The organism is Microcoleus sp. MON1_C1 (assembly GCF_036701945.1).
Lineage (GTDB): Bacteria > Cyanobacteriota > Cyanobacteriia > Cyanobacteriales > Microcoleaceae > Microcoleus.
The window spans coordinates 118,376-144,709 of the sequence record NZ_JAUBRO010000011.1 but is presented as its reverse complement, the minus strand read 5'-3'; the positions used below and the strand labels follow the sequence as shown (position 1 = coordinate 144,709).

Sequence of the window (26,334 nt, the reverse complement as noted above, 5' to 3'; positions counted from 1 at the left end):
AAAAGCATGGCAGACTTACAGCATTGCACAGCAGCTATCCTCGTCGGCGGATTGGGAACCAGGCTGCGACCGGTAGTTGCCGATCGCCCCAAAATATTAGCCGAAGTTCGAGGGCGACCTTTCCTGACCTACCTCTTAGATCAGCTAGTACAAAGTGGGTGTAAAAACGCTGTCCTGTGTACAGGTTACTTGGGAGAACAGGTAAGTGCAACCTTTGGCGATTCTTATAGCAGTATGCGCCTACTCTATTCTCAAGAATCATCCCAACTGGGGACTGGCGGGGCCTTGCGCTTAGCCCTACCCCTTTTTGAATCTGATTATGTACTGGCAATGAACGGCGACTCCTTTTGCCACGCCAATTTGAGTGACTTTTGGACGTGGCACATTGCCCAAGGCGCAGAAGCTACAATACTTTTAACCCAAGTGTCTGATACCAAACGCTACGGTCGAGTGCAATTGGAATCGTCAGGGAAAGTACAGAAGTTTGAAGAAAAAGGTGACACTGAGGGGGCTGGCTGGATCAATGCGGGTCTGTACTTGCTAAATCGTAGACTATTAGCCACAATTCCCACCAGTGGGGCTATATCCCTAGAGCGAGAAATATTTCCTATCTGGATTGGCCGGGGACTTTATGGCTATTGCAGTCAGGGGCGTTTTCTGGACATTGGTACGCCAGAGTCGTATGCTATGGCAAAACAGTTTTTTGCACCGGAGACTCTACTGTGAGGCCCAAACGCTTCGTTCTGCTAGACCGCGACGGCACTATCATCAAAGAGTGCCACTACCTCTCAGACCCGCAGCAGGTAGAACTGCTCGCCGGTGCAGCCGAGGGTTTGCGTCAGATCCAGGAAATGGGACTTGGGGCGATCGCCGTTACCAATCAGTCTGGCATCGGTCGTGGCTTCTTTGACGAAAAGCGGCTGTTGGAAATTCACCAGCGAATGCTGGAACTTCTAACAGCCGAAAGTGTCTACTTAGAAGACATTTATTTTTGTCCCCACACCCCCGCCGATAACTGTTCCTGCCGAAAACCACTCGCAGGTTTGGTAGAACAGGCAGCAGAAAAATATGGGTTTAATCCCCAAGATAGCTTTGTCCTCGGTGACAAGCCTTGCGATATCGAGTTAGGGCAGAGGGTAGGAGCAATCACCTTCCTAGTGCGAACGGGTTACGGTGCTGAGGTGGCAACTAGCCAAACAGTTGCCCCTGACTACGTGGTAGATGATGTGCTCGAAGCGGCGCGGATTATTGAGCGCTTAATAGCTCTAGAAACAAGGGAAATAGTTAATAATGCAGCTAGACTTTGAACTATTAGGTGAGAAAATGCAAAAGAGTGGCGCGATCATCGCAGACGAGGAGTTAAGTCTTCGTAGTAAAACTGCTACCGATTTAGAACAAACAAGCCGATTGCGCTTTGAGCAAGCTGTCACGCTGCACTTGCAAGAAAGTGCTGACATTAAGCGCCAAATTGCCTCAGCCTGTATGGAGTCAATTCTCGATGCTGCTCAGCTAATTGCGGAAGCTTTTCGTACAGGTGGCAAATTAATGCTGTGTGGCAACGGTGGCAGCGCAGCCGATTGTCAGCACTTAGCTGCTGAATTTGTTAATTGGCTGAGTAAAGATTTTCAACGCCCCGGATTACCGGCGATCGCACTCACAACTGATACCTCATTTTTAACCGCCTTTGCCAATGACAGCAGCTTTGAAAGCGTGTTTGAGCGTCAAGTACAAACCCTTGGAAAACCGGGAGACGTATTGATCGGCATCAGCACCAGCGGTAGTTCACCCAATGTGGTGCTCGCCATCGCCGCAGCTAAAAAAATGGGAATAGGGGCGATTGCACTTACTGGTACCGGCGGTAAACTAGCTGCGATCGCAGACGTAACCATTGCCGTACCCAGCACCAACACCGCATACATCCAAGAAGGACATTTGGCAGTTGAACACATCTTGTGTAGCTTAGTCGAATCTCATCTCTTTAGCGAGCGGGGAGCAACTGCGTGAACCCCATCGCAGAGAGAATGTACGCCAAAAAAGCCGCCGATGCAAATACTCGCGTCCGCGTAGGTGCTGGCGTTATCGTCCTAGACTCGCGAGGCTGGATCTTACTGGAAAAGCGCAGCGACTGCGGAATGTGGGGACTCCCTGGTGGTAGAATTGAACCAGGAGAATCTGTCACAGAAGCGGCCGTGCGGGAAGTCTATGAAGAAACTGGCCTAACGGTCGAAATCACAAGACTTCTAGGGGTTTATTCTGATCCCGAAAGCCGCATTGTCACCTTTTTAGATAACGGCGATGTGGTACACTTAGTCGATATTTTGCTAGAAGCCAAAATCATATCCGGCGAACTATCTATTAGTAGTGAAAGCGAAGCCTTACATTTTTTTAATCGCACCACTTTGCCCTCCGATATCGTACCCCCCGCTTTAGCACCCCTGCAAGATTTTCTCCAAGGAGAAACAGGAATCATCCGTTAACAGGAAACCGCATGATCATTAGCAGAACGCCCTTTCGCATTTCTTTCTTTGGAGGAGGAACCGACTACCCCGCATGGTATCACCAGCATGGAGGTGCTGTCCTAGCAGTTTCCATAAACAAATACTGTTATTTAACCTGTCGCTATCTCCCCCCATTCTTCGAACACCGCATCCGCCTTGTTTACTCTAAAATTGAAAGCTGTCAAAGTTTTGAAGAAATTTCCCACCCTGCGGTTCGGGAAATTTTACGTCACTTGCAAGTAGAGCGAGGTTTAGAAATTCACCATGACGGAGACTTACCCGCCCGCAGTGGTATGGGGTCTAGTTCCGCTTTTGTGGTAGGGTTACTGCACGCATTATACGCCCTCCAAGGTCAAATGCCCAGCAAGCAGCAATTGACTAAAGAAAGCATTTTCATAGAACAACAAGCATTAAAAGAAACAGTAGGTTCACAAGATCAAGTATCAGCAGCCTATGGCGGTCTCAATCACATTTCTTTTCTGCCCAATGGTGAAATTTCAGTCAGACCGATGACCCTCACTCAAGAGCGGATTCAACATCTGAATTCTCACTTAATGCTATTTTATACTGGCATTAAACGTACCGCCTCGGACATCGCGGGCAGTTACGTCACCGACCTTGATGCTAAAAGACGGCAGTTACGGATTATAAAAGATTTGGTAGAAGAAAGTATCGCTATTTTAAATAGCAATCAGCCATTAACAGGCTTCGGAGAACTGTTGCACGAAGCTTGGCAAGCAAAACGCAGTTTAAGCGATAAAGTCTCCAATCCAGAAGTAGATGACCTTTATGCAACTGCTCGCACAGCCGGTGCTATTGGTGGTAAATTAACAGGTGCTGGCGGTGGTGGTTTTCTACTGCTATTTGTACCACCAGCACAGCAACAAGAAGTAAGAGAAAAGCTCAGTAAATTAATCCACGTTCCGTTTAATTTTGAATTTTCGGGCAGTCAAATCATCTTTTTTGAACCCCAAGAAGATTACTCAGAACTGGATAAAAGTCGCGCTAGTCAGCAAATCGCAGCTTTCCGAGAACTAACACCCACTTCGTTGTTATAGGATAATTTCTGTGAAAAAAGACGCTAAAATCTATGTAGCAGGCGGTGAAACTCTCATTGGCTCGGCTATTCTGCGACAATTGGAAGTTCAGGGCTATCAAAATGTTATCGGAAAACCGCCAAAGGAACCGAACCTCACTCAGTCTGAAAAAGTGAAAGCTTTTTTTGAGGAGTCTCGCCCGGAATATGTATTTCTAGCAGCCGGGAAATCAGGGGGAATTCAAGCAAATCAAAAGTATCCCGCTGAATTAATGCTAGACAATCTCCTCGTAGAATGTCATGTTATTGATAGCGCCTACCGCTATGGCGTTAAAAAATTACTTTACCTGGCTTCTTCGTGCAGTTACCCCAAACACTGTCCGCAGCCAATGCAGGTAGAATCACTAATGACGGGTAGTTTGGAACCCACAAATGAAGCCTATGCAGTAGCTAAAATTGCGGGGATTAAATTGTGTCAAGCTTACTGTCATCAATACGGCGCAAATTTCATCACCGGAATACCCGCTAACGCCTTTGGCCCTGGAGATGATTTCAGTTTAGAAGAATCTCATGTCATCCCAGCACTGATTCGCAAAATGCACGATGCAAAAATCGAGAGTGCTGAATCTGTAGAAATTTGGGGAACAGGCACAGCTAGACGAGAGTTTATTTTAGCTGACGATTTAGCAGACGCCTGCATTTTCATCGCCGACAAATACGATGACCCGATGCCGATTAATATTGGCGGGGGGCTGGATTTGTCTATTAAGGAACTTGCGGAGTTAATTAAAGAAGCGATAGGCTATCGAGGTCAGCTACACTTTGACATAAGTAAGCCAGACGGAATGCCATTAAAAGCGCTTGATTCTGGTAAACTTCGCTCAATGGGGTGGCAGCCACAGACTTCGTTTCTGGCGGCTGTAGAGGCAACTTACAATTGGTTTTTGGTAAGAGAAGAAAAAAAGGCGATAGCCCATGTATGAACAATTAATGTACGAAAAATTTTACCGTTCTCTATACCGCATCCGCCGAGTAGAAGAAGAAGTTGCAAAAGTTTATCCAACGGATAAAATCAAAAGTCCCGTTCATCTTTCTATTGGTCAAGAGGCGGTATCCGTTGGTATTTGCGAAGCTTTGCAACCCGATGATGTAGTTTTTGGCACTTACAGAAGCCACGCCCTCTATCTAGCTAAGGGCGGGGACTTAAACAAAATGATTGCTGAATTGTATGGGAAAGCAACAGGTTGTGCCAAGGGCAAAGGTGGCTCGATGCACATGATAGACCTGGCGGCAAATGTGATGGGTTCGTCAGCGGTTGTCGGGACAACAATCGCGAACGCCATCGGCTATGCTTATGCACTAAAACATCAGCCACAAGACTCTATTGTTGTCAGTATCTTTGGCGACGGCGCAGTAGACGAGGGTGTGTTTGCAGAAAGCATGAACTGGGCGGCTCTCAAAAAATTGCCGATGATTTTTGTATGCGAAAATAATAATTATGCCATTCACACTCACCAGCGCGAGCGGCAAAAGTTAGATAATATCTGCGATCGCGCCCGCAGTTATGGTATCCCGGCAGAAAAAATTGAAGACAATGACACTCTGACTATCTATGAAAAAATAGGCGCTGCTGCTAAAGCTTTGCGAAACGGCGAACCGGGGCCATTTTTCTTTGAGTGCATGACCTACCGCTGGAAAGAACACGTTGGTCCTAATGAAGATTATCACTTGGGCTATCGGACAAAAGAAGAAGCTGAACCTTGGATTAAAAATGACCAACTAAAGCGTTTAGCGGAACTGGTAGAATCTGAAGAGCGTCAAAAAATTGAGGACGAAGTAGAAGCGGAAATTAAAGCAGCTTTTGAATTTGCAGAAGCTAGCCCTTTCCCAAAATATCCTGAATTATTCACCGATGTTTTTAAGGAAGGTTAAAATGAGGCATAAAAATCAAGAATTAGTTGAGAGTGTTTTCCGCAATTTAGATGCTTGGGTAGCTCAATTTGGACCGGAAAAATATGTTCCTGAAGATTTTATTGTGGGAACACAAGTTGCTCATGGAATACAACAGGTTAGGAAAGAGATTTTTGCTTTCGTTGAAATATTGGTAGCTAAAAGACTGCGCGGCAGCATACTAGAAATCGGTTTAGGCGTTAATGGGAGTACGCACAAGTTATGGCGAGATATTTTCTCTCAAGTTGTTACCATCGAAATGCACGACTTTCTAGTAACAAGGTTTCTGGAAAACCTGAAAAAATTTGATAAAGAAAATTGCGAAGAAGAGAAAAGTGAATTAATTATCGGGATGTCCCATAGCCCTGATATAGTCAACCAAGTATATTCCCGATTAAGTAATGGTATAGACGTTTTGTTTATAGATGGGGATCATTCTTACCCGGCTGTATTGTCTGATTGGTTACTCTATCACAATTTAGTTTGTCCTGGGGGAATAGTAGCTTTCCATGATAGCGCTTGTAGTGCTTATGAAGTAACTCCATTTATCCGCAAACTAGACCGTGGAGAAATAGATGGAAAAAAAAGACACATGAAGCATATCATTTACAGCCAAAGCGTCGGTATTAGTTATTATGAAGTAACTCCCGACCTAGCTGAGCCCTGTTTATTTAATTCTCCATTTTTAGAGGATTAAATCCAGCAGCTATCGCTGAAAAAAATATTGAGTTGAAGTCGAAGCTAAACTAAACAAACCACCCATGCTTTTCAAAACATCTGAAGCAACTGCTAGAAGCCTATCCTATGTAGAAGCTATTGCTGAGGCAACCGATCAAGAAATGGCGCAAGATGCTTCAGTAATTGTATTTGGTTTAGATGTGGATGACCCGAAAGCCATCCAAGGAACTACCAAAGGTTTGCTGGAGAAATACGGGCATGAACGAGTATTTGGAACTCCCCTTTCGGAAGATGCCATGACCGGGGCTGCGATCGGCATGGCTTTAGCGGGTTTAAAACCTATTCACGTTCACATCCGAATGGACTTCTTAATGTTGTCCATGAACCAGTTAGTTAACGTAGCAGCTAAAAGCTGTTATATGTACGGCGGACAAGTATCTGTACCAGTGGTGGTGCGAGCAATGATTGGTAAAAGCTGGGGACAGGGAGCGCAACATTCTCAAGGACTTTACTCCTTTTTTATGCACGTTCCCGGCCTCAAAGTCGTGGCACCAACAACGCCCTATGATGCTAAAGGCTGTTTAATTGCTGCCATCCGCGACGGCAACCCAGTGATTTATGTTGAACACCGCATCCTGCACTTCCAAAAAGGGCCAGTACCGGAGTCCGATTATACGGTACTTCCGGGAAAAGCGCGGATCACTGCTGTCGGCAAAGATATCACTTTAGTTGGCATTTCCTATATGCAAATCGAGTGCCTGCGGGCCCAACGCTATCTGGAAGAAGTGGGCATTAGTGCAGAGGTAATTGACCCGATTTGGTTAAGTCCTTTGGATATTGAGACTATTGCTGAATCGGTGCGTAAAACTGGCAAACTTTGCGTCGTAGATAGTGATTGGACATCGTGTGGGGCGAGTGCTGAAATTATTGCCCAGGTAATGGAACGCTTGCAAGGGGTGTGCGACTTGCGGGTGCGTCGCATGGGATTTGCCCCCGTTACGTGTCCGACAACTCCTAGTTTGGAGGCGCATTTCTATCCTAATGGGCGCACGATTGCTGGTGCGGCCTACGAGTTAGTAAAAGGCAATAATGATTGGTTGCCTGTAGAGCGGGCAGATTTGAAAGATATTGAATTTAAAGGGCCGTTTTAACAGAGTTGACCTATGAAGCCACACTTATTATTTGTTGCAGAAAAGTGGTGCGACTGCAATCCTAACTGCGGCCCGACTAACAACGAACATAATCTATGTGGTTCCTTTAAATCTTCTCTGCTGGGTACGCACGATGTTTTTTACGGTGACGAATACTTCTTGTTGCACGACCTGGCTTGCGATGAGGCGCTAGTCAATAAATGCACTGATTCTCCGCCAGACATACTCGTCTTAAGTTGGTTTCCAAGGTATCCAATGTATCCCAAATTAGAAACGCTGAATTTAATTCGGAGCAAGTTACAAATACCGATGGTCGCAATTTGGTTTGACACAGTAGCCGACTGTGTTATGGACTGGGCCGAGTCAGTCGTACCCTTCATTGATCTAAATGTAGTATTAGATTCAACCACCGCATACCTTAAGCGCACAAATCAGCCAGAAAAGTATCTTCCAATGTGGACACCGCAAGATCCCTGTCTATTTAGTAATCCTAATCTCAACCGGGATATCGGTATCAGCCTTGTGGGAAGTAGATCCGGTCGCCCAGACAGGTTAGCTGGGATTAGGGCTTTGCAACAAAATGGCATTAATCTATACCAAAAAGGAGGGCAGAGAGAGGAGAGAGTATCTGTTGAAGAGTATGCCTTGCTCTACAAGCGATCGCAAATTGCGCTTAATTTCGGCACTGCTCAGAGTCAATACAAAGGTCGCATATTTGAGGCTACATTATGCGGTGCGATGCTGCTAGAATCTGAGAATCCTGAAACAGCAAAATGGTTTGAGCCAATGGTTGACTACGTGCCATTCACAGGTGAGGCTGATCTAGTAGATAAAGCCAAATACTATTTAGAACATGAGGCGGAGCGAATGTCGATTGCAGCTAATGGTCATCAAAAAGCCCAAGAGAAATATACAGGTTATACTTTTTGGAAAACCATTTTATGCAAGATTAACATGATGCCGAAATTACCGCAACTACAATTTCTTGGCAAACGCGAATTTGAAATTTTCTGATATTACTCTACTTTGCTGTCTGACCCTAGATTTCTCCCCCAATTAACCTGAAACCTTTAGTAGGCTTAGATAAAAACCTAATTTTTGGATAAGTCTCTAGATTATGGCATATTTAAAGGTGAACGTATTATCCCTAACTTTCCAACAATAACAATGCTTGACAAATCAGCCAACCAGTTAACAACTAATCCCTCTCTAAAAATGCCTTTGATGCAAAACAACATCACAAGGGCTGATTTAGATGCGGTTATCGAATTTCTCCAGCAAGACGACCCGATTTTAACTCAATCTAAGCAGGTGCAAGCTTTTGAGCAAGAATGGTCAGAATGGCTTGGAGTCAAGTATAGTGTATTTGTTAACTCAGGCTCTTCAGCTAACCAGGTAACGATGTGTGCTCTGCGAGAGACTTACGGCGTAGGGGAAGTTATCGTACCGACGCTGACGTGGGTATCGGATATCGCCTCAGTAATTCAAGCGGGTTTAAAGCCTGTATTTGTTGACATCAACCCCCGCACGCTGGGCATGGATATTGACCAGGTAATGGAGAAAATTACCCCGCAGACGAAAGCCGTCTTTTTAACCCACGTCCTCGGTTACAATGCCCTAAACCAACGCTTGTTAGATGAGTTAGAGGCGCGGAACATTCCCCTGATTGAAGATGTCTGCGAGTCCTACGGGGCAACTTTTCAGGGGCGGAAATTAGGAGCGTTTGGGCTGATGTCTAATTTCTCTTTTTATTACGCTCATCACATGAGTACAATAGAAGGGGGCATGATTTGTACCAATGACAGCAACCTGTACCAAATGCTGCGGATGTTTCGCTCTCACGGCATGGTGCGGGAGTCAACTTCGGATGAGTTGAAGCAGTCTTATTACGATAAGCATCCTGACCTCAATCCTGACTTTATTTTTGCTTTTCCTGCCTATAATGTCAGGAGTACAGAAATTAATGCGGTGATTGGGCGCTCGCAACTCAAGAGGCTGGATGAAAATAATAAAATTAGAACTGAGAACTTGTTACTGTTTCTGCAAAACTTAGACCCCGACAAGTACGAGACTGATTTTGAAACCGAAGGCAGTTGCAATTATGCTTTTACGCTAATATTGAAGCAGCCAGATACCGCCCTCCGCGACAAGGTGATGCAGGCACTTCGCCAACAAGGCGTTGAGTTTCGCAGGGGAACGGCGGGGGGAGGAAATCAATTGCGCCAGCCTTATTTGAAAAAGGTTTTGGGCGAGGCTGATTTGGCTGACTTTACTAAGGTAGATCACGTCCATTTTTACGGCTTTTACATTGGCAATTATCCGGGATTGGAAAAAGAGAAAATTTGTGAATTGTGTTCTCTTTTAAACAAACAGTAGTGTTAGTAAAGCCCAAATAGGAGGCAATAATGACTAGCGAAAATAAGTTAGATTTGGTACTCGTCAACCCTGGAAATAGAGCCAAAATCTACCAATCTCTCAGCTCTACCCTAGCTGCCGTCGAGCCACCTGTTTGGGCTGGTTTGATGGCAACTTTTGTTCGGAATCACGGTTTTTCAGTTAAAATTATCGATGCTACTGCCGAGGAGTTAAGTCCGCAGGAAACGGCAGAGAAAATAGCTGAGTTAAACCCTGTTTTGACGGCTGTAGTTGTATATGGTCAACAACCCTCAGCATCTACCCAAGTAATGCCGGGAGCTAGTGCAGTTTGCACCGCAATCAACCAGATTTCACCGGATTTAAAGGTACTTTTAGTTGGTGGTCACGTCGCATCTTTGCCAGAGCGATCGCTACGGGAAGAAAACACTGATTTTGTAGCAGCCGGAGAAGGGCTTTATACAATGCTAGAATTGCTGGCAGCCCTAAAATCAGACGCGCCAGATTACAGTAAAGTGCGCGGTTTGTGGTATTGGGAGGGCAAGGAAGTTAAGGCAAATCCTCCCGCACCGCTGCTGATGAATGTAGAAGAAAAAATGCCCGGAATTGCCTGGGATTTGCTGCCGATGGAGAAGTATCGAGCGCACAATTGGCACTGTTTTGATGGCCTAGTGCGCGAACCTTATGCTGCTATTTACACAACTTTGGGCTGTCCTTTCCATTGCAGTTTTTGCTGCATCCAAGCACCGTTTAAGACTGGCGAGAAAGAGTTGGGATATAGGGACATTACCAATAGCTATCGCTTCTGGAGTCCAGAACACGTAATTTCCCAAATTGAGATTCTGGTGAATAAATACGGGGTGCGGAATATCAAGTTTGCGGATGAAATGTTCGTGCTTAATCCCAAGCACGTTTTGGGTATCTGTGACTTGATTATTGAGCGGGGTTACGACCTTAATATCTGGGCTTACGCGCGGGTGGATACTGTCAGGGATGAGATGTTGGACAAGCTGAAACGGGCTGGTTTTAATTGGCTGGCTTTTGGGATTGAAGCTGCGAGCGATCGGGTGCGGGACGACGTACAGAAAGGTGTTGGTCAAGAGGATATTTACAAAACGATTTCTAAGGTCAGAAATGCGGGCATTAATGTAATTGGCAATTACATTTTTGGCTTGCCAGAAGATGACTTGGAGACGATGCAGGAGACGCTTGATTTAGCTCTCGATCTCAATTGCGAGTTTGCTAATTTTTACTCGACGATGGCTTATCCGGGTTCCCAATTGTACAATATGGCTCTTAAGGAAGGGTGGCAGTTGCCGGAAAGTTGGAGCGGTTATTCTCAGCATTCTGTAGACACCCTGCCTTTGCCTACTAAATATTTGCCGGCATCTGAAGTTTTGCGCTTCCGAGATCATGCTTTCCAGGTCTATTTTAATAGTCCGAAGTATTTGGAAATGATTACTCAGAAGTTTGGGCCGGAAACGGCAGCGCATATTCGAGAGATGGCTTCTCACAAACTGGAACGGAAACATTTAGTAGCCGTTTAGATCGTTGGCTCAATCACCTCATCTTCTTTGGCGAGATGAGGTGAATGGACCCTAAAACTTGAAGTCTGCGTAGCCGGACTTGGCTCTGCTAATGATATCAAGTCCGCTTGAATAGTTGTCATTCTGAGTCCTGAGTGAAGCGAAGGGACAGAAGAATCTCCCATATGCTTCGCTATACGGGGTTCCACTCAGCATGACAATGAAACGTTTATAGTAAATGATTTACCGGACATGATAGCATAGGTTAATACCTGTCAATATTTTTAAATAATTATTGTTATGATATCTTCGGATCTTCCTAGTACATATCAATATGATTTCGCCGTGATTGGTGGCGGAATAGTTGGATTATCGACGGCAATGGCTTTAGGTCATCGTTATCCAGATACCAGAATTTTAGTGGTAGAAAAAGAGTCAACTTGGGCGGCACACCAAACAGGAAATAATAGTGGGGTGATTCACTCCGGCATTTACTACAAACCGGATAGTTTAAAAGCAAAATTGTGTCGGGAGGGGAATCATTTATTGATTGAATTCTGTCAAAAGCATGGGATTGATTATGAAATCTGCGGAAAGATTATTGTAGCAACAAGTCCGGAAGAATTGCCTCTTTTAGAGAACCTTTACGAACGGGGTTTAGCGAATGGGTTGAATCTAGGGAAAGTTACGGCTGAAGAAGTTAAGGAAATTGAACCTCATATCAGTTGTTTAGCAGGTATCCGAGTTGCAAGTACAGGAATTGTGAATTATAGGCAAGTTTGCCAAAAGTATGCTGAACTCGTTGCCAGTAGGGGTGGGGAACTTCGGCTATCTACTAAAGTTATGGCAATCGTGCCTACTTCGCAGGGTTATGTACTCGAAACGAGTCAAGGTTCCTTCCCGGCTAAGTTTATAGTTAATTGTGCGGGACTGTTTAGCGATCGCGTTGCCAAACTCGGTGGAGTTGACCCGCAAGTTCAGATCGTACCTTTCCGAGGAGAGTATTATGAATTGAGACCAGAAAAGCGTTACCTTGTCAAGCACTTGATTTATCCAGTTCCCAACCCCAATTTTCCTTTTTTAGGTGTTCACTTTACGCGCATGATTGACGGTAGTGTCCACGCAGGCCCTAACGCTGTCCTTAGCCTCAAGCGAGAAGGCTACCAGAAAACGGACATCAACCTGCGCGACCTAGCTGAAGTTTTCACCTACCCTGGTTTCTGGAAATTAGCGGCTAAATATGCGGGAGTTGGGCTGGAAGAAATGGTTCGCTCTTTCAGTAAAGCTGCTTTTGTGAGGAGTCTACAAAAATTGATTCCTGAAGTCCAAGCTGATGATTTGGTTCCCACCCATGCAGGTGTAAGAGCCCAAGCCTTGACAAAGGAGGGTGGCTTAGTGGATGATTTTTTGTTAGTCAGAGGGGAGAAAGCAATTCATGTTTGCAATGCTCCTTCGCCTGCGGCTACTGCTTCTTTAGCCATTGGGGAGGCGATCGCACATCAAGTATTTTGACAAGATTACAACCATTCATTGTCAGTAGTCTTTGAAAAATTCAAGCAATATGTCAGGGCAATTCAGTAATTTTATTTTGAGTCAATAACTCCTCAAAGCACACCACCGTTAACGGCACCCGACTTCCATCTTCAAGAACAACCTGTAAAAGTAGTTCAGCTTCGCGTGGTATTTCGATTAACTCCACTTCTGCCCAAAAACCCGAGTTTTCAGCCCAAGATGAATTTCCATGAACTTGACCCACATCCGGTCGATGTAGACCAACAGGAATTTCTCGGATAGTTTGAGCCGAAGATATTAACTCTATTTTAGTTGCTGGAGAGGCTTTACCTATTACCCAGCCACCAAAATAAATCATACTAACATTTAACTGTATTCCCGCTTTGGGTGAATCTACAGCAGATGCTAACAATAGTTTTGAAGGGTGTTTGGGTTCGTAAACATGAATTTTCAAATTGGAGAAAACCCTTAAAGTATAATCGTCTCTAGTTCTGGTTAAATTAATATTGTAACAAGGATCGCAGTCAATAATCTCTTTCCACCTTTGCTTCATTGTTTCGTGTTCCTTCATAAAGCGTTGCTGTTTTTCAGCAGAATCTTCTATTCCCCGACTTTTTGATTCGTAATGATACAAAACAACATGAGGTAGATAAACATTTCGGTACCCCCGTCGCATGATTTCTAAGCACAAATCGACATCATTAAATGCCACAGCTAACTGTTCGTCAAATCCGCCCATTTTTTCAAACACCTCCCGGCGACACATCAAACAAGCACCTGTAACCGCTGAGTAATTATTGATAGTGGAAATCTGACCGTAATATCCTGAATCTGTATCAGCAAAATGCCTGTGAGTGTGATCCGCTATACTCCGCAGTCCCAATACAACCCCTGCGTGCTGAATTGTATTGTCTGGGTAAAGCAGTTTAGCACCAACAGCACCTATTGTTGGCTTTTGAACTTGCTCAACCATTGCCTCAATCCAATCTGAGGTAATAACTTCTGTATCATTATTCAAGAACAGTAAATAATCCCCTTGAGATTGAGCTACAGCGTAGTTATTAAGTCGAGAAAAATTGAAGGGAATATCTAACTCGTAACACTTAAATCGAGTAGGTTCCTTGCTTTTCCATCCGGAAATTACTGCTGCTGTCTCTGGTTCGTCACTACCATTGTCAATGACAATTACTTCATAGTTCGGGTAGGTAGTGTTTTCAAAGATAGATTTAAGACACCGCTCCAAGAAATTACCTAGATTTCTTGTCGGAATAATAATACTGACCAGCTTGAAATCTGCTATGTGATAGCGAATAATATGAGCACCTGGTAAGTCAGGCACACTGATGATACTGGTATATTTTTCTCCTCGCCGTTGCAGTGCATCTTTCAAAGCTTTTTGTGTTGCTTCCTCAGTATTCTTAGTGCTATAAACCCTCTCACCATAGCCCGTTGGTATTCTCCTGTGGTAAAGAATTTTGGGAATATGAAAAATTTTATTAGTCTTCTCAGTTAATTTTAGGGCTAAGTCATAATCGTGGCTGCCTTCATAACCTACTCTAAACCCACCAACTTCATTGACTAAAGCGCACCGATAAGTTGCTAGACGACCAACGTACATCCGCGATAGAAACGACTCAGGACACCAATCCGGCTTAAAAAATGGGTCAGTTAGCCTGCCTTCTTCGTCTAATTTATCTTCATCTGAATAGATCAAATCGGCTTCAGGATTCTGTTCTAGCAGGGAAGCTACCTCATAAAGCGCCTCCTGTGCCAGAATGTCATCGTGGTCTAATAAGATTATAAATTCTCCTGCTACGGAGGCTAAAGCAGAGTTTAGACAAGCAGAAATTTGACCATTCTCAGGTCTAAATACAAGTTTAATTCTATCGTCTTTAGCAGCATATTCTTCTAGAACTGACTTAACGTAAGACCGGGTTGAAGCATCATCAGCTATACTTAGTTCCCACTGCGGATAAACCTGATTGATTACGGATTCAATAGATTCTCGCAGCAAAGCTTCAGGTGGGTTATAAATCGGCATCAAAATGCTAAATAGAGGCTGATACTCTAATGTTTTAGCCATGCCCGACATCCGACGCAAATCATCTCCTGTAGGCACGTTTTGCTTCTGCCAGCGCTCGTAAGGATTTTCTAGAGGTAAGGGTGTTGAGGAGGTTATTTCTTTGACTTTACCATAAAAAGCTTTCTCTTCCTCTAGTTGCCTTTTTGGTTTGCGGTAATCCAGGGCAGCCCCAGCATTCAGCTTGCTCGCACTGCGCTCTGGTACATTAGCGGATCGTCTTCCCCCTAACACCGCCCTACTTACCCCTTTTTTTTTTAACACCTCTTCTAACAGCCCAGAAATAGCCTGGTCATCAGGCCGAATCTGCAACGCCATCTGATAAAAGACGATCGCCCCATCCGGCCAACTGTGCCGCACCAAAGCATCCGCCAACTCAACATAAAGGTCAGCATCATTCGGCGCAATCTCCAGCGCTTTGTGATACAACTGCACGTCATCACGATTCTCCTGAATCGCCCGCCGGTACAAACGCATCGCCTCCTTCAAATCCCACTGCGATCGCATCCTCAAAGCATCAGCCAACTTTTGCGAAAGCCACGGCAAATCAGCCTGAATTTCCGCAGCGCGGCGGTAAGCGGCGATCGACTCATCCCACCCTTCCAGCTTCTCAAAAGCCGTTGCCATGTTGTAATAAGTCCACGGAAAATCAGGACTCAACTCGGCCGCGCGTCGGTAAACATCGATCGCTTCCTCCCACCTTTCCATTTCTAGCAGCACGTCGCCCAACTTGCTCTGCGACCAGAAGAAATTCGGATTAACTTCGTTAGCACGCCGGTAGGCAACAACCGCCTCATCCCAACGTTCCAAATTCACCAGCGCTTCTGCTAAATTGTTGTGCGCCCAAAAATGGTCGGGATTGAGTTCGATCGACCTTTGGTAAGCCGAGATTGCCTCATCCCACCTTCCTAGTTTAATTAGCGCGTCTGCTAAATAGTTGTGCGACCAACTGAAATCTGGATTTAATTCTGTTGCTTTGCGGTAAGCATTTACCGCCTCCTCCCACCGTTCCAGCTTCCGCAACACATCTGCTAAATTGTTGTGAGACCAGCTAAAATCAGGATTTAATTCGATCGCCTTGCGGTAGGCATTTACAGCTTCCTCCCACCGTTCCAACTTAACCAGCGACTCAGCTAAATTGTTGTGCGACCAAGAAAGTTCGGGATTATTTCTAATAGCGTTGCTGTAAGCATCTACCGCCGCTTCCCACTGTTCTTGATTTCTGAGAATTTCGCCCAATTCATGATAAGCTGCGCCAGCATTTGGGTTCAACTCAACCGCGCGCCGATAACAGTCAATTCCTTGCTGTACCTTACCTTGCTCGATCAAAGTTTTGGCTAAATTCTCGTGATCCTCAGCGGTGCCAGACTTGGGGTCGATCGCAAATGCTCGATACCAAGCCTCAGCCGCCTCCTCCGACTTGCCTAACTGCGTCAAAAGTTTTGCAAAATTGCGAAAAGCACCGGCAAAATCCGGTTTCAGGGCGATCGCCTTTTCGTAAGCAGAAACCGCTTGCTGCCACTGTTCTTGCTGCGCGCAAATGCTGCCGTAATTAGCATATGCTTCGGCAAAATTTGGGTTAATTTCTATTGCTTTGACATAGCAACTTTTAGCTTCATCAATTTTTCCGCCAGCTTGCAGCGCGTTGCCCAGCATTTTGTAAAGTGGCGCTTCCGGCTTAATTTGCAGCGCCTTCTTGCAAGCTGCGATCGCCTGTTCCAATTTACCCTGAGCGAAATAGCCTTCTGCCAGTATTTTGTATGCTTCTGGATCTTCTATATTAATTGTAGAATTAACTGGTTGCTGCACTGGCTGCTGTACTGGCTGCTGCACTTGCTGCTGCACTGGCTGCTTAACTGCGGTTGCTGCTGGCTGCTGCTTAACTGCACCGTTTTTCGCAGTGGCACCCGCTAAAGTTTGCTGTCCCTCGCTGCCATTTCTCGCATTAGCTGCGTTCAGTTCAATAGCTTTGCGATAATATGCTGTCGCTTCTTCTAACTTGCCTTGTTTTTTGAGCGCTTCGCCCAAATTTTGGTAAGCCTGCGGCAAATTAGGATTTAATTTTATGGCGCGATCGTAACAAGCGATCGCTTCTGGGAATTTTTCCTGCCGAAAAAAAGCGTCGCCCATATTCAAGTGTTCCCCAGGCGCTACTTTTTCCGGTTCCAAACTAAATGCTTGATACCAGCACTGCTGGGCTTCTTCCGGTTTGCTAATTTGTCCAAATACTTTTGCTAAATTCCGGTATACTCCCGCGAAATTGGGCTTAATCGCGATCGCCTTTTGATAAAATCCGATGGCCTCCTGCCATTTTTGCTGCTGCGCGCCCAGGCTGCCCAAATTCGCGTATACTTCCGCAAAATTCGGTTCTATTTCAATCGCTTTAGCGTACCAGTGCCGTGCCTCTTCCATCCTGCCTTGAGCTTGCAGCGCGTTGCCCAAAGTCTTGTAAGCTGGTGCAAAATTGGGATGAATCTTCAAAGCTTGCTCGCAGGATGCGATCGCTTCTTCTAATTTTCCTTGGGATAAGTATATTTCTCCCTGTTGGTTAAATTGAACCGCTGTTGATTCTGTATTGACTGTTGATGGCATAGGGGCGGCGGCTCCAGAGGCAGGAATTAAATAGGGTAGTCTAAACGTTTCACAATTATACTCGGGTTTGACACTAACATTACCGGACTTGTTCCCCCAATTCTTAATTTTTTTCACTCTTGGGGCTATCGATTAACCGCGTTTTCCAATGATTTTTTTGATTTGAGTGCTAAATATGTAAGAATCAGCCCGGTTTCTGGCTGATTTGCGCGCCAGTGGCGACTTGTGTAGCTCCTGACTATCGCCCGTTTTGTAAAGTAAAGTAAACCATGCCGGTTCTTGCTTGTGCGAGGCTTTCTTGTGGACTGGGCAAGGGAGCCCGCCTAAAAAATATTACAAACGGCGCAAAATGTGCGAGCCCACCCAAACGAGAATAGCCTTTTTAGCAAAAAACGATCGCCCTTTTGGGAGAAAGCGATCGCCCTTTTTTTTTCAACAATTAGTTAACAACTATTAGCAATTACTAATCAAGCTGCTGCCTCTGCGTCTTCTTCTGCGTCTTCGGCTTCAGAACCTGCTTGAATTCCCAGCACCGTAACAACCACCTGATCTGGTTCGCCGAGAGCTACCACTCCCTCAGGCAAAACTAATTCGTGAATGTGCACCGCATCCCCTAGCTTTAAATTAGAAATATCTACTTCAATTGCTTCAGGAATGCTGTCAGGTTTGCACTTAACTGCCAGTTGCGTCAGCACGGTATCCAAGATGCCGCCTTCTAACTTGACGCCGACTGGTTCGCCGACAAAACGCAGTGACAATTCAACTTCCAGGCTGTCTTGAGTCGCCACGGAGAAAAAGCTCAGGTGGTAAGGATAGCCTTTCCAAGGATGAACTTGAACTTCCCGCAGCAAGGTTTTTCCGCTCCAAGAGAGGTCGGGAATGCTGAGGTCAATTAGGGTATTGTTGACTACGTGCTTTTTGAGCAGGTGTTCAACTGTTTTGGCTTTGATGGTAAGGGAAATAGATTCAGAGCCTTTGTGGCCGTAGAGGACGGCGGGAATCAATCCAGAGCGGCGGAGGGCGTTAGGTTTGCTGCCTTCTGCCCGCTTTTGACATTCTACTGCGAGTTCCATTTTATGACTTTCTGTTGATTGTTTTTACATTTTATCAAATTTATGCTACAGCGATCGAAGTTAATTAAATTCGCTGAATATTTGATAATAATTGGGAATTGGGAATTGCGAATTTGGCTATTCTCCGAATCTCTGCCTCTTCAACTCTCCCAATCTCCCCATCAATCTTTCCCAATCTAAACTCTCCAACCTAAAATGGTTTGGCGGGATGGCCGTCTGCTGAAAGCAAAGCGCGTTTCGGGCCGTGAATCGGGTCTTCTACAATAATAGTTTGGTCGCGGCTCGCACCGAGAGAAACAATTGCGATCGGCACTTCCATCAAGTCGGCCAAAAACTTTAGATAATCCAATGCTTGCGGCGGTAAATCTTCCAAATTCCGGCACTCTTCCGTAGACTGTTTCCAACCGGGAACGGTTTCGTAAATAGGTTTGCAGCGAGTAAATATCCGGGAACTTTTCGGGAAATCAACACAGCGTTCGCCGTCAATTTCGTAAGCAACGCAAACTTTAATTTCTTCTAATTCATCCAAAACATCGAGTTTGGTAATTGCCAGACAGTCAAGGCCGTTGATGCGGACTGCGTAGCGGCCGATTACCGCATCGAACCAACCGCAGCGGCGTTTTCTGCCCGTTGTCGTGCCGAATTCTGCACCTCTCTCGCCCAAAATTGCGCCTATTCCATCTACCATTTCGGTAGGGAAGGGGCCTTCTCCGACGCGGGTTGTATAAGCTTTTGCTACGCCAATTACGCGATCGATCGCTGTTGGGCCGACTCCGGTTCCCACACAAGCACCGCCTGCGATGGGATTGCTCGAAGTAACGTAAGGATAAGTGCCGTGGTCTAAGTCTAATAAAGTGCCTTGGGCGCCTTCAAACAGAATATTTTTCCGCTTGTGAAGTCCCTCATAAATCTTCAGGGAACTATCTACTACGTGCGGTCGCAAACGCTCGGCATAAACTCGATATTCATCAATTACATCTTGCGGATTTAAAGGCGGCAAATTGTAGAGTTTTTCGAGAAGGACATTTTTACAATTAATCGTCCATTCCAGTTGTTCTTGCAACCCTTCCAAGTCCATTAAATCGAGCATCCGAATGCCAGTGCGTTCGGACTTGTCGGCGTAAGTAGGGCCAATGCCGCGTCCCGTCGTCCCGATTTTATAATTTCCCCGCTGGGTTTCCGATGCTACATCAATTAATCGATGATAGGGCATCGTTACGTGAGCAGTTTCCGAAATCATCAGCGAGGCCGTCGAAATATTCAGTGCCTCTAACTGATCTAACTCTGCAATTAAAACTTTGGGGTCAATGACCGTGCCGCAGCCGATGATACACTCTTTATCAGGGTAGAGAATCCCCGACGGAATTAAGTGCAGCTTGAAAGTCTGACCGTTAACTACCACGGTGTGACCCGCGTTGACGCCCCCTTGGTAGCGGACAACGATATCTGCGGATTTGCTGAGCAAATCGGTAATTTTGCCTTTTCCTTCATCGCCCCACTGGGCGCCGATCACAACTACGTTAGCCAAGGGTTTCTCGCGTTCAGTTCAGGTTGACACAATCTCCGATTATGTATGAATGCGTCCAAAATGTCAATCTATTTTAAATTTTAGATTTAGGATTTTAGATTTTAGAGGCTACGCCACGGATACATTGGTTCACAGGTCGATCGGCTAGGCAAATTAGTGAGAGCCGATCCACAGACGAGTCCGGGGGCAACAGACCCAATTGCTTTCGGTCAAATTAATTTTTGTTACAATCGAGAAAATTGAGGCTTTTTTGCCATGACTTTACACGCTGAGTTGCACCGCCATCTGGGTGGTTCTGTCGTTCCTAGGGTGCTGTGGCGGTATTTCGATCGCCACAATGCTGAGATGGTTAATCGATTTCAAGAATACTCGGAGTTTGAGGAGTTTTACACTCGTCCGCGCAATACTCTCAATGAGTATTTGGAACTGCACACACTGGTAGAAAGCGTTCAAACTGTTGAGACTTTGCCTTATTTTATCTATCGGTTGATGCGGGGCGCTTACGTGTTTGAAAATCTGGCTTATTTGGAGTTGCGCTATACGCCTTATTTGCGGACTCCAGAACATTTGAATCAGTCAGAACGCATTGATTTGATGGCAGAAATTGTAAAGGTTGTGGGCAAGGCAAGTCAAATTAGCGATTGTCCGATTGTTACCAGCCAAATTTTGTGTATGCACTCGCGTTTGCCTTATGAAGTGAATCGGGCGATCGTAGATTTGGCGGCGCAAATGGGAGAATATGTTTGCGCGATCGATATAGCTGGTGGCGATGATTGTATTGGCGAGCGTTTGGACGAGTTTGTCGGATTGTACCAGTATGCGAGGTCGATCGGCATCAAAACTACCGGCCACCTCTACGAAACTACCTCTGGCTGTTATCCCGAACTTCTGCCCTATCTGATGCGTATCGGCCACGGGATTCAAATTCCCTTAAAATATCCCGAACTGCTGCCAGAAGTCGCGCGCAGGGGTCAATGCTTGGAGGTTTGCCCGACTACCTATCTCAAAACGGGGACGTTGCAGGATATGCGCGAATTGAAGGTTGTGTTCGATCGATGTTTTGAAGCTGGCGTCGATATTGCCATTTGCACCGACAACGCGGGATTGCACAACGTGCGACTGCCTTTTGAGTACGAGAATTTGTTAACTTTGGATATCATTGATTTTCGGCAATTGCAAGCGTGTCAAGATGCCGCTTTCCGCCATGCTTTCGCGTGGCCCTACGGGGAGCGGCCAGTGAAAATGCTAACTGGTTTGTTGCAGCATGAGTCTGTGGAGGCGATCGTTAATTAAAGAATATCTATTTAATTAACCGCAAAGGCGCGAAGGAAGAGAAAGAAGAAGATAGGTAGATGTCTTCAGGCAAAGACTCTACTTGAAAATGAAAAAAACCTCTTTCTTCTCTTCCTTCGCGCTCTTTGCGTCTTCGCGGTTCGTTTAAAAGAGATGTTTGTAAAATTATAATAAGTGTCGGGCGCTCTGCAATCGATAGCAAGTTATAGTTTGGAGGCAGAATCATCAATATAAAAAAATAAAAAAACGATGACAAATATGGACGCTTACTGGATGCCCTTCACTGCCAACCGACAGTTTAAAGCCAATCCGCGAATATTGGTTTCGGCAAAAGATATGCACTTTACAAGCGATGATAACCGCTCAATTTTAGATGGTACTGCTGGTCTGTGGTGCGTGAATGCAGGACACGCCCGCGAGACAATAGCCGAAGCAGTTAAACAGCAGGTTTTGCGTTTGGATTACTCTCCGGCTTTTCAGATGGGACATCCGGGCGCTTTTGAATTAGCGGAACGTTTGGTAAAGATGATTCCGGGCAATTTCGATCGCGTTTTCTTTACTAATTCGGGTTCGGAATCTGTTGAAACAGCGTTAAAAATTGCGATTGCTTATCACCGGGTGAAAGGTGAAGGAACTCGCCAAAGATTGATCGGTAGGGAACGCGGCTATCACGGCGTTGGTTTTGGGGGAATTTCTGTCGGTGGTATCGGTACAAACCGCAAGTTTTTTGGCAGTTTGCTGACGGGAGTCGATCATTTGCCTCACACTCACAGCCTCGAACACAATGCTTTCAGCCGCAAACAACCGGAATGGGGAGCGCATTTGGCGGATGAATTGGAGCGGATTGTCGCTTTGCACGATGCGTCTAATATTGCAGCGGTAATTGTGGAACCAGTGGCTGGTTCTACAGGTGTTTTGATTCCCCCGAAAGGTTATTTGGAGCGACTGCGGGCGATTTGCGACAAATACGGAATTCTGCTGATTTTTGATGAGGTAATTACCGGATTCGGGCGGCTTGGCTCTAGTTTTGCTACGGAATATTTTGGGGTGGTTCCCGATATTGTGACGGCGGCGAAAGGTATAACTAACGGTACGGTGCCGATGGGGGCGGTGTTTGTCAAAGAAGGCATTTATGATGCTTTTATGAATGCTCCTGAAAATGCGATCGAGCTTTTTCACGGTTATACTTATTCTGGTCATCCTCTGGCTTGTGCGGCTGCTTTGGCGACGCTGGATATTTATGAGGAAGAAAGGCTGTTTGAACGAGCTGATAAGATGGCTGGTTACTGGGAAGATGCGGTGCATTCTTTGAAGGGGGTGCGGCACGTAATTGATGTTCGGAATCTGGGACTGGTGGCGGGTATTGAGTTAGAATCTCTTGCTGGGAAGCCGGGGAAACGGGCTTTTGATTGTTTCTTGCAGTGCTATGAAAAAGGGTTGCTAATTCGCACGACTGGTGATATTATTGCTTTGTCGCCACCGTTGATTATTGAGAAGGAACATATCGATCGCATTGTGGAAATTTTGACCGGGGTTTTGCAGGAGATGGAGTGAGATTAAAATGAGATTTTCCACCATTCTCGCTTAACAGGCAAGATGCCTGTTCCACATTAACAGGCAAGATGCCTGTTCCACAAACAGTAAATTTCTTGTGGGGTGGGCATCCTGCCCGCCCATAAAATATCTATGGATAATGGTGCAAGATATTAGACTAAATGAACCGCGAAGGCGCGAAGGACGCGAAGGAGGAGAAAGAAGAAGATGCAGTTCTTCCTTCGCGCTCTTTGCGTCTTCGCGGTTCGTTCAAATAATTAAAAAGCGCTATAATAATTAACAACTAATGACGAATGACGAATAACTATGGTGCAATTAACGGCAAAAATCTCTGCTAATGAGTTAGCAAATTTGGCTGTAGATTTGATTCGTAAAACAGGTTGCGAGTACGGTGATGTGCGTTTTTGCACTTACCGAAGGCAGAATCTTTACGCGCGCGATCGATCTTTAAGTCAACTGTCAGATAATGTAAGTTCCGGTTTTGGCGTGCGAGTGCTTCTAGACGGCGCTTGGGGGTTTGCCGCCAGTCACAGCAAAACACCCGCAGAGGTTGCAAGAATAGTCGCTTTGGCTGTAGAAATCGCTAAAGGCAGCCGCTTAACTCAGAAGGAACCGGTGCGGTTAGTACCAGTCGAAAAATATGTCGATACCTATGTAACTCCCATCGCCATTGACCCTTTTTCGGTACCGATTGCTGAGAAAGCTGAACTGCTGCTAACTATCAACGAGAAGCTGCTAGCACACGGCGCACAAGGCATCAAAAAAGCTGATTCTTTTTTGCAGTCCAGCCGCGAAGACAAGGTTTTTGCTTCTACAGAAGGCTCGCTAATCGAACAAACAATCTACCGCAGCTACCCGGGCTTTGACTGTACGGCAATTGCGGGCGGCGATGCCCAAAGTCGCAGTTACGAACGCCCGCCACTTAATATCGGTTACGAACATATTAATCCCGATGATTTGTTGAGTCAAGTTGAAAGAGTTGCCGCCGAAGCTATTGAGAAAGTGCGCGCTCCCAAAATCCCTGCTGGTATTTGCAAATCCCTGATTCTTAAGCCGACAAATTTGTATTTGACCATCCACGAATCAGTAGGACATCCAACTGAATTAGACCGGGTTTACGGCTACGAATCTAATTTTGCTGGCACGAGCTTTGCTACTACTGATAAGTTAAATAAACTGCAATACGCTGCACCTTGGGTGAATTTTAAGTGCGATCGCACTCAACCGGGCGGCCGCGGTACAATGGGTTACGATGATGAGGGCGTAAAATCACAAGATTGGTACGTTGTCAAGGATGGAATTTTAGTTGATTATCTCACTGACAGAGAGACGGCTTATCGCCTGGGACGCGGTAGCAGCAACGGTTCTGCTTACGCTGACAGTTGGTCGAGCGTGCCGATGGTGAGAATTCCCAATTTGGGATTGGAACCGGGCCCGGATGGCGGCAGCCATACTGCTACTTTGGCAGAGATGATTGCGGATACGGAAGACGGGATTTTAATCGACGGTATGGGTAGTTATTCCATAGACCAGCAGCGGCGCAATTTTCAATTCGGCGGCGATGCTTTTTGGAAGGTGGAAAAAGGTAAAGTTGTCGGTATGTTGAAGGATGTAACTTATCAGGCGATGACTACTGATTTCTGGAATCAAATAGATGCCATCGGGCCAGCTTCGGAGCTGGTTCAGTGCGGTACGAATATATGCGGCAAGGGCGAGCCGATGCAGGTTGCTCAGATGACTCACGCTTGTGTACCGGTGCGAGTGAGGAATATTCAAATTGGGTAATAGGACATGGGACATGGGGGATCGGTTCTTAGTTATTAGTTAATTGCTAACATTGCTAACAATGCCCAATTTGCAATGCCCAATTCGCAATGCCCAATTCGCAATGCCCAATTCGCAATGCCTAATTACCAATCATGATTGTAACAACATCGCCCGCACTTTTAAGTGAAGACCAAGCCTTATCTGTAGTAGAAAAAGCAGTCAAACTATCCAAAGCAGAGGAAGTATTTGTCAGTCTCTCTACTGGCGAAGAATCTCTTTCCCGATTCTCGGAAAATCAAATCAGTCAAAATATCAGCAAAACTGTATTTAGCCTGAGCATTACTAGCTATTTTGGCAACAAAAGCGCCTCTGCTGCTGTTACAGAATTTGATGAAGATGCGATCGCCTCCGCAGTCAAGCGATCGGAAGAATTGGCCAGAATTGCGCCGGCAGACCCCGAATGGATGCCGTTGCTGCCGCCTCAAACCTACGATTTGCGATCGCCCGCATTCGACGCAGCAACCGCAACTATATCGCCTCTAGCGCGGGCCGAATTGGTGCAGCAAGCTTGCGCGAGATCCTCCCAGGGGGGCGCTCATGGTTCGGGCACTTTGAGCACTGAGGCGTCGCTGTACGCGATCGCCTCGTCAACCGGACTCCGCGCCTGCAACCAGTCTACAAAGGCGGATTTCAGCTTTACTGCTCGCGTTGAAGACGGTTCTAGTTGGGCTCAGAGCACTGCTTGGAGTATCAACGAATTGCCGATCGCCGAATTAGCAGAACAAGTGCTCGATCGGGCGATCGCATCCGGCAACCCGCGCCCCATCACTCCGGGCGTTTATCCGGTAATCCTTGAGGGCGCTGCTTTTGCAGGCTTGCTACCGTGGGTGATTTGGGGGCTGGATGCGAGGGCGGCGGATGAGGGGCGATCGTTTATGTCGATCGCCGATGCAGAGGGAAAACCAGCGGGAAACCGCGCGGGGGAACAACTTTTTAGCCAGTTAGTGCAAGTGCAGCGCGATCCGGCTCATCCTTTGTTGCGATCGAATACTTTTTTCGGCGACGGATTGAGCAATAACTATTTGGAAATCATCAAAGATGGGGTGCCTCAAAGTTTGTCTTATTCCCGCTACTGGGCCGCACAAAAAGGCAAAGAGGCAAAAGGTGCTTATTACCCGATCGTAATGACAGGTTCCGACCAAAGTTTAGCAGATTTAATTGCTCAAACCGAGCGCGGAATTTTCGTCAGTCGAGCTTGGTACGTGCGCTACGTTAATCCGAAAACATTGGAAGTAACGGGAATGACTCGCGACGGTACTTTTTGGATTGAGGATGGCAAAATTGCTTACCCGATTAAAAACCTGCGTTTCAATCAAGTTTTACCTGATATGTTGCGCGATGTGGATGCAGTTAGTGCGGTGAAGCGTTATGGCGGTAGTGTCGTGCCCGGAGTGCGCGTGAAAGCTTTTAATTTCACGAGTATTACTGACAGTTTGTGACTTGCAAGGGTGAGGTGCGCGGAAACCCACCCGGAGGAGGTGGGTTTTTGTGTCGGTAAGGTCGATCGGGTGCGGGTTCGGGCGATCGCCTGTTAACAAAGCTGTTGGGAAAATTAGTATTTTTTTTTACCGAGGCATCTAGCTTAAGGTAGAGTATTGTTTGTGAGAGTTAGGATTTAAACCAGCTACTATCTAATTTAGAGCGATCGAGAAAAAGCAATTAC

At 46.0% G+C, this 26,334-nt stretch carries 20 protein-coding genes; 17 read left to right on the top strand and 3 right to left on the bottom strand.

From position 1 onward, the window contains the following. Positions 1 to 6 precede the first annotated feature (6 nt). From QUA62_RS08805 to lhgO, 13 genes are all read left to right on the top strand, one after another. Positions 7 to 726, top strand: coding sequence for a nucleotidyltransferase family protein (locus QUA62_RS08805; protein ID WP_333403468.1), 720 nt, complete (start codon positions 7 to 9; stop codon positions 724 to 726). Further along, on the top strand, positions 723 to 1,307 hold the full coding sequence (locus tag QUA62_RS08800; RefSeq protein WP_333403467.1) for an HAD family hydrolase: 585 nt from the start codon (positions 723 to 725) through the stop codon (positions 1,305 to 1,307). The genes QUA62_RS08805 and QUA62_RS08800 overlap by 4 nt, the downstream gene beginning before the upstream one ends. Beyond that, the gene (locus QUA62_RS08795) at positions 1,291 to 2,004 is read left to right on the top strand and encodes a D-sedoheptulose 7-phosphate isomerase (RefSeq protein WP_333403466.1); all 714 of its coding nucleotides are present in this window, start codon (positions 1,291 to 1,293) and stop codon (positions 2,002 to 2,004) included. Before QUA62_RS08800 ends, QUA62_RS08795 begins: the two co-directional genes overlap by 17 nt. Further along, positions 2,001 to 2,477 (top strand): NUDIX domain-containing protein, encoded by a 477-nt coding sequence (locus QUA62_RS08790; RefSeq protein ID WP_333403465.1) that lies wholly within the window; start codon positions 2,001 to 2,003, stop codon positions 2,475 to 2,477. The genes QUA62_RS08795 and QUA62_RS08790 overlap by 4 nt, the downstream gene beginning before the upstream one ends. A gap of 11 nt (positions 2,478 to 2,488) precedes the next feature. After that, the gene (locus QUA62_RS08785; protein ID WP_333403464.1) at positions 2,489 to 3,556 is read left to right on the top strand and encodes a GHMP family kinase ATP-binding protein; all 1,068 of its coding nucleotides are present in this window, start codon (positions 2,489 to 2,491) and stop codon (positions 3,554 to 3,556) included. Positions 3,557 to 3,566: 10 nt separating this feature from the next. Continuing rightward, entirely contained in the window at positions 3,567 to 4,517 is a 951-nt protein-coding gene (locus QUA62_RS08780; protein ID WP_333403463.1) for a GDP-L-fucose synthase, read from the top strand. Continuing rightward, the gene (locus QUA62_RS08775) at positions 4,510 to 5,466 is read left to right on the top strand and encodes a thiamine pyrophosphate-dependent dehydrogenase E1 component subunit alpha (RefSeq protein ID WP_333403462.1); all 957 of its coding nucleotides are present in this window, start codon (positions 4,510 to 4,512) and stop codon (positions 5,464 to 5,466) included. The genes QUA62_RS08780 and QUA62_RS08775 overlap by 8 nt, the downstream gene beginning before the upstream one ends. A gap of 1 nt (position 5,467) precedes the next feature. Further along, a complete protein-coding gene (locus QUA62_RS08770) occupies positions 5,468 to 6,181 on the top strand; it encodes a CmcI family methyltransferase (protein WP_333403461.1) in 714 nt (237 codons plus the stop codon). Between the two features lie 64 nt (positions 6,182 to 6,245). Beyond that, positions 6,246 to 7,313, top strand: a complete 1,068-nt coding sequence (locus tag QUA62_RS08765) for a transketolase C-terminal domain-containing protein (RefSeq protein ID WP_333403460.1) — start codon at positions 6,246 to 6,248, stop codon at positions 7,311 to 7,313. Between the two features lie 12 nt (positions 7,314 to 7,325). Beyond that, positions 7,326 to 8,327, top strand: coding sequence for a glycosyltransferase (locus QUA62_RS08760; RefSeq protein ID WP_333403459.1), 1,002 nt, complete (start codon positions 7,326 to 7,328; stop codon positions 8,325 to 8,327). Between the two features lie 153 nt (positions 8,328 to 8,480). Beyond that, positions 8,481 to 9,689 carry a DegT/DnrJ/EryC1/StrS aminotransferase family protein gene (locus QUA62_RS08755; protein ID WP_333403458.1) on the top strand — a complete coding sequence of 403 codons (1,209 nt, stop codon included), beginning with the start codon at positions 8,481 to 8,483 and terminating at the stop codon, positions 9,687 to 9,689. Positions 9,690 to 9,718: 29 nt separating this feature from the next. Next, on the top strand, positions 9,719 to 11,233 hold the full coding sequence (locus tag QUA62_RS08750; protein WP_333403457.1) for a B12-binding domain-containing radical SAM protein: 1,515 nt from the start codon (positions 9,719 to 9,721) through the stop codon (positions 11,231 to 11,233). Between the two features lie 279 nt (positions 11,234 to 11,512). After that, a complete protein-coding gene (lhgO, locus tag QUA62_RS08745) occupies positions 11,513 to 12,724 on the top strand; it encodes an L-2-hydroxyglutarate oxidase (RefSeq protein WP_333403456.1) in 1,212 nt (403 codons plus the stop codon). A gap of 52 nt (positions 12,725 to 12,776) precedes the next feature. Here lhgO and QUA62_RS08740 read toward each other — a convergent pair whose 3' ends face one another. From QUA62_RS08740 to QUA62_RS08730, 3 genes are all read right to left on the bottom strand, one after another. Next, on the bottom strand, positions 12,777 to 17,396 hold the full coding sequence (locus QUA62_RS08740; protein WP_333403455.1) for a tetratricopeptide repeat protein: 4,620 nt from the start codon (positions 17,394 to 17,396) through the stop codon (positions 12,777 to 12,779). 467 nt (positions 17,397 to 17,863) lie between these two features. Then, the gene (locus QUA62_RS08735) at positions 17,864 to 18,469 is read right to left on the bottom strand and encodes a 50S ribosomal protein L25/general stress protein Ctc (RefSeq protein WP_190656458.1); all 606 of its coding nucleotides are present in this window, start codon (positions 18,467 to 18,469) and stop codon (positions 17,864 to 17,866) included. Positions 18,470 to 18,659: 190 nt separating this feature from the next. Continuing rightward, positions 18,660 to 19,997 carry an adenylosuccinate synthase gene (locus tag QUA62_RS08730; RefSeq protein ID WP_333219730.1) on the bottom strand — a complete coding sequence of 446 codons (1,338 nt, stop codon included), beginning with the start codon at positions 19,995 to 19,997 and terminating at the stop codon, positions 18,660 to 18,662. Between the two features lie 255 nt (positions 19,998 to 20,252). On the opposite strand from QUA62_RS08730, the gene QUA62_RS08725 reads away from it, so the two are divergent. The 4 genes from QUA62_RS08725 (at position 20,253) to QUA62_RS08710 (ending at position 26,110) form a co-directional block, all read left to right on the top strand. Further along, positions 20,253 to 21,290, top strand: coding sequence for an adenosine deaminase (locus QUA62_RS08725; protein ID WP_333403454.1), 1,038 nt, complete (start codon positions 20,253 to 20,255; stop codon positions 21,288 to 21,290). Positions 21,291 to 21,539: 249 nt separating this feature from the next. Continuing rightward, on the top strand, positions 21,540 to 22,844 hold the full coding sequence (locus QUA62_RS08720) for an aspartate aminotransferase family protein (RefSeq protein ID WP_333403453.1): 1,305 nt from the start codon (positions 21,540 to 21,542) through the stop codon (positions 22,842 to 22,844). A 306-nt stretch (positions 22,845 to 23,150) separates the two neighbouring features. After that, on the top strand, positions 23,151 to 24,629 hold the full coding sequence (locus QUA62_RS08715; RefSeq protein ID WP_333403452.1) for a TldD/PmbA family protein: 1,479 nt from the start codon (positions 23,151 to 23,153) through the stop codon (positions 24,627 to 24,629). Between the two features lie 134 nt (positions 24,630 to 24,763). Further along, on the top strand, positions 24,764 to 26,110 hold the full coding sequence (locus QUA62_RS08710) for a TldD/PmbA family protein (protein WP_333403451.1): 1,347 nt from the start codon (positions 24,764 to 24,766) through the stop codon (positions 26,108 to 26,110). The last annotated feature ends 224 nt before the right edge of the window (positions 26,111 to 26,334 follow it).

Coding starts and splice junctions, on each gene's coding strand:
- QUA62_RS08755 (WP_333403458.1), top strand. CDS start 8,481: ATGCTTGACAAATCAGCCAACCAGTTAACAACTAATCCCTCTCTAAAA.
- QUA62_RS08715 (WP_333403452.1), top strand. CDS start 23,151: ATGGTGCAATTAACGGCAAAAATCTCTGCTAATGAGTTAGCAAATTTG.
- QUA62_RS08725 (WP_333403454.1), top strand. CDS start 20,253: ATGACTTTACACGCTGAGTTGCACCGCCATCTGGGTGGTTCTGTCGTT.
- QUA62_RS08735 (WP_190656458.1), bottom strand. CDS start 18,469: ATGGAACTCGCAGTAGAATGTCAAAAGCGGGCAGAAGGCAGCAAACCT.
- QUA62_RS08775 (WP_333403462.1), top strand. CDS start 4,510: ATGTATGAACAATTAATGTACGAAAAATTTTACCGTTCTCTATACCGC.
- QUA62_RS08720 (WP_333403453.1), top strand. CDS start 21,540: ATGACAAATATGGACGCTTACTGGATGCCCTTCACTGCCAACCGACAG.
- QUA62_RS08770 (WP_333403461.1), top strand. CDS start 5,468: ATGAGGCATAAAAATCAAGAATTAGTTGAGAGTGTTTTCCGCAATTTA.
- QUA62_RS08760 (WP_333403459.1), top strand. CDS start 7,326: ATGAAGCCACACTTATTATTTGTTGCAGAAAAGTGGTGCGACTGCAAT.
- QUA62_RS08750 (WP_333403457.1), top strand. CDS start 9,719: ATGACTAGCGAAAATAAGTTAGATTTGGTACTCGTCAACCCTGGAAAT.
- lhgO (WP_333403456.1), top strand. CDS start 11,513: ATGATATCTTCGGATCTTCCTAGTACATATCAATATGATTTCGCCGTG.
- QUA62_RS08740 (WP_333403455.1), bottom strand. CDS start 17,396: ATGCCATCAACAGTCAATACAGAATCAACAGCGGTTCAATTTAACCAA.
- QUA62_RS08785 (WP_333403464.1), top strand. CDS start 2,489: ATGATCATTAGCAGAACGCCCTTTCGCATTTCTTTCTTTGGAGGAGGA.
- QUA62_RS08805 (WP_333403468.1), top strand. CDS start 7: ATGGCAGACTTACAGCATTGCACAGCAGCTATCCTCGTCGGCGGATTG.
- QUA62_RS08710 (WP_333403451.1), top strand. CDS start 24,764: ATGATTGTAACAACATCGCCCGCACTTTTAAGTGAAGACCAAGCCTTA.
- QUA62_RS08795 (WP_333403466.1), top strand. CDS start 1,291: ATGCAGCTAGACTTTGAACTATTAGGTGAGAAAATGCAAAAGAGTGGC.
- QUA62_RS08765 (WP_333403460.1), top strand. CDS start 6,246: ATGCTTTTCAAAACATCTGAAGCAACTGCTAGAAGCCTATCCTATGTA.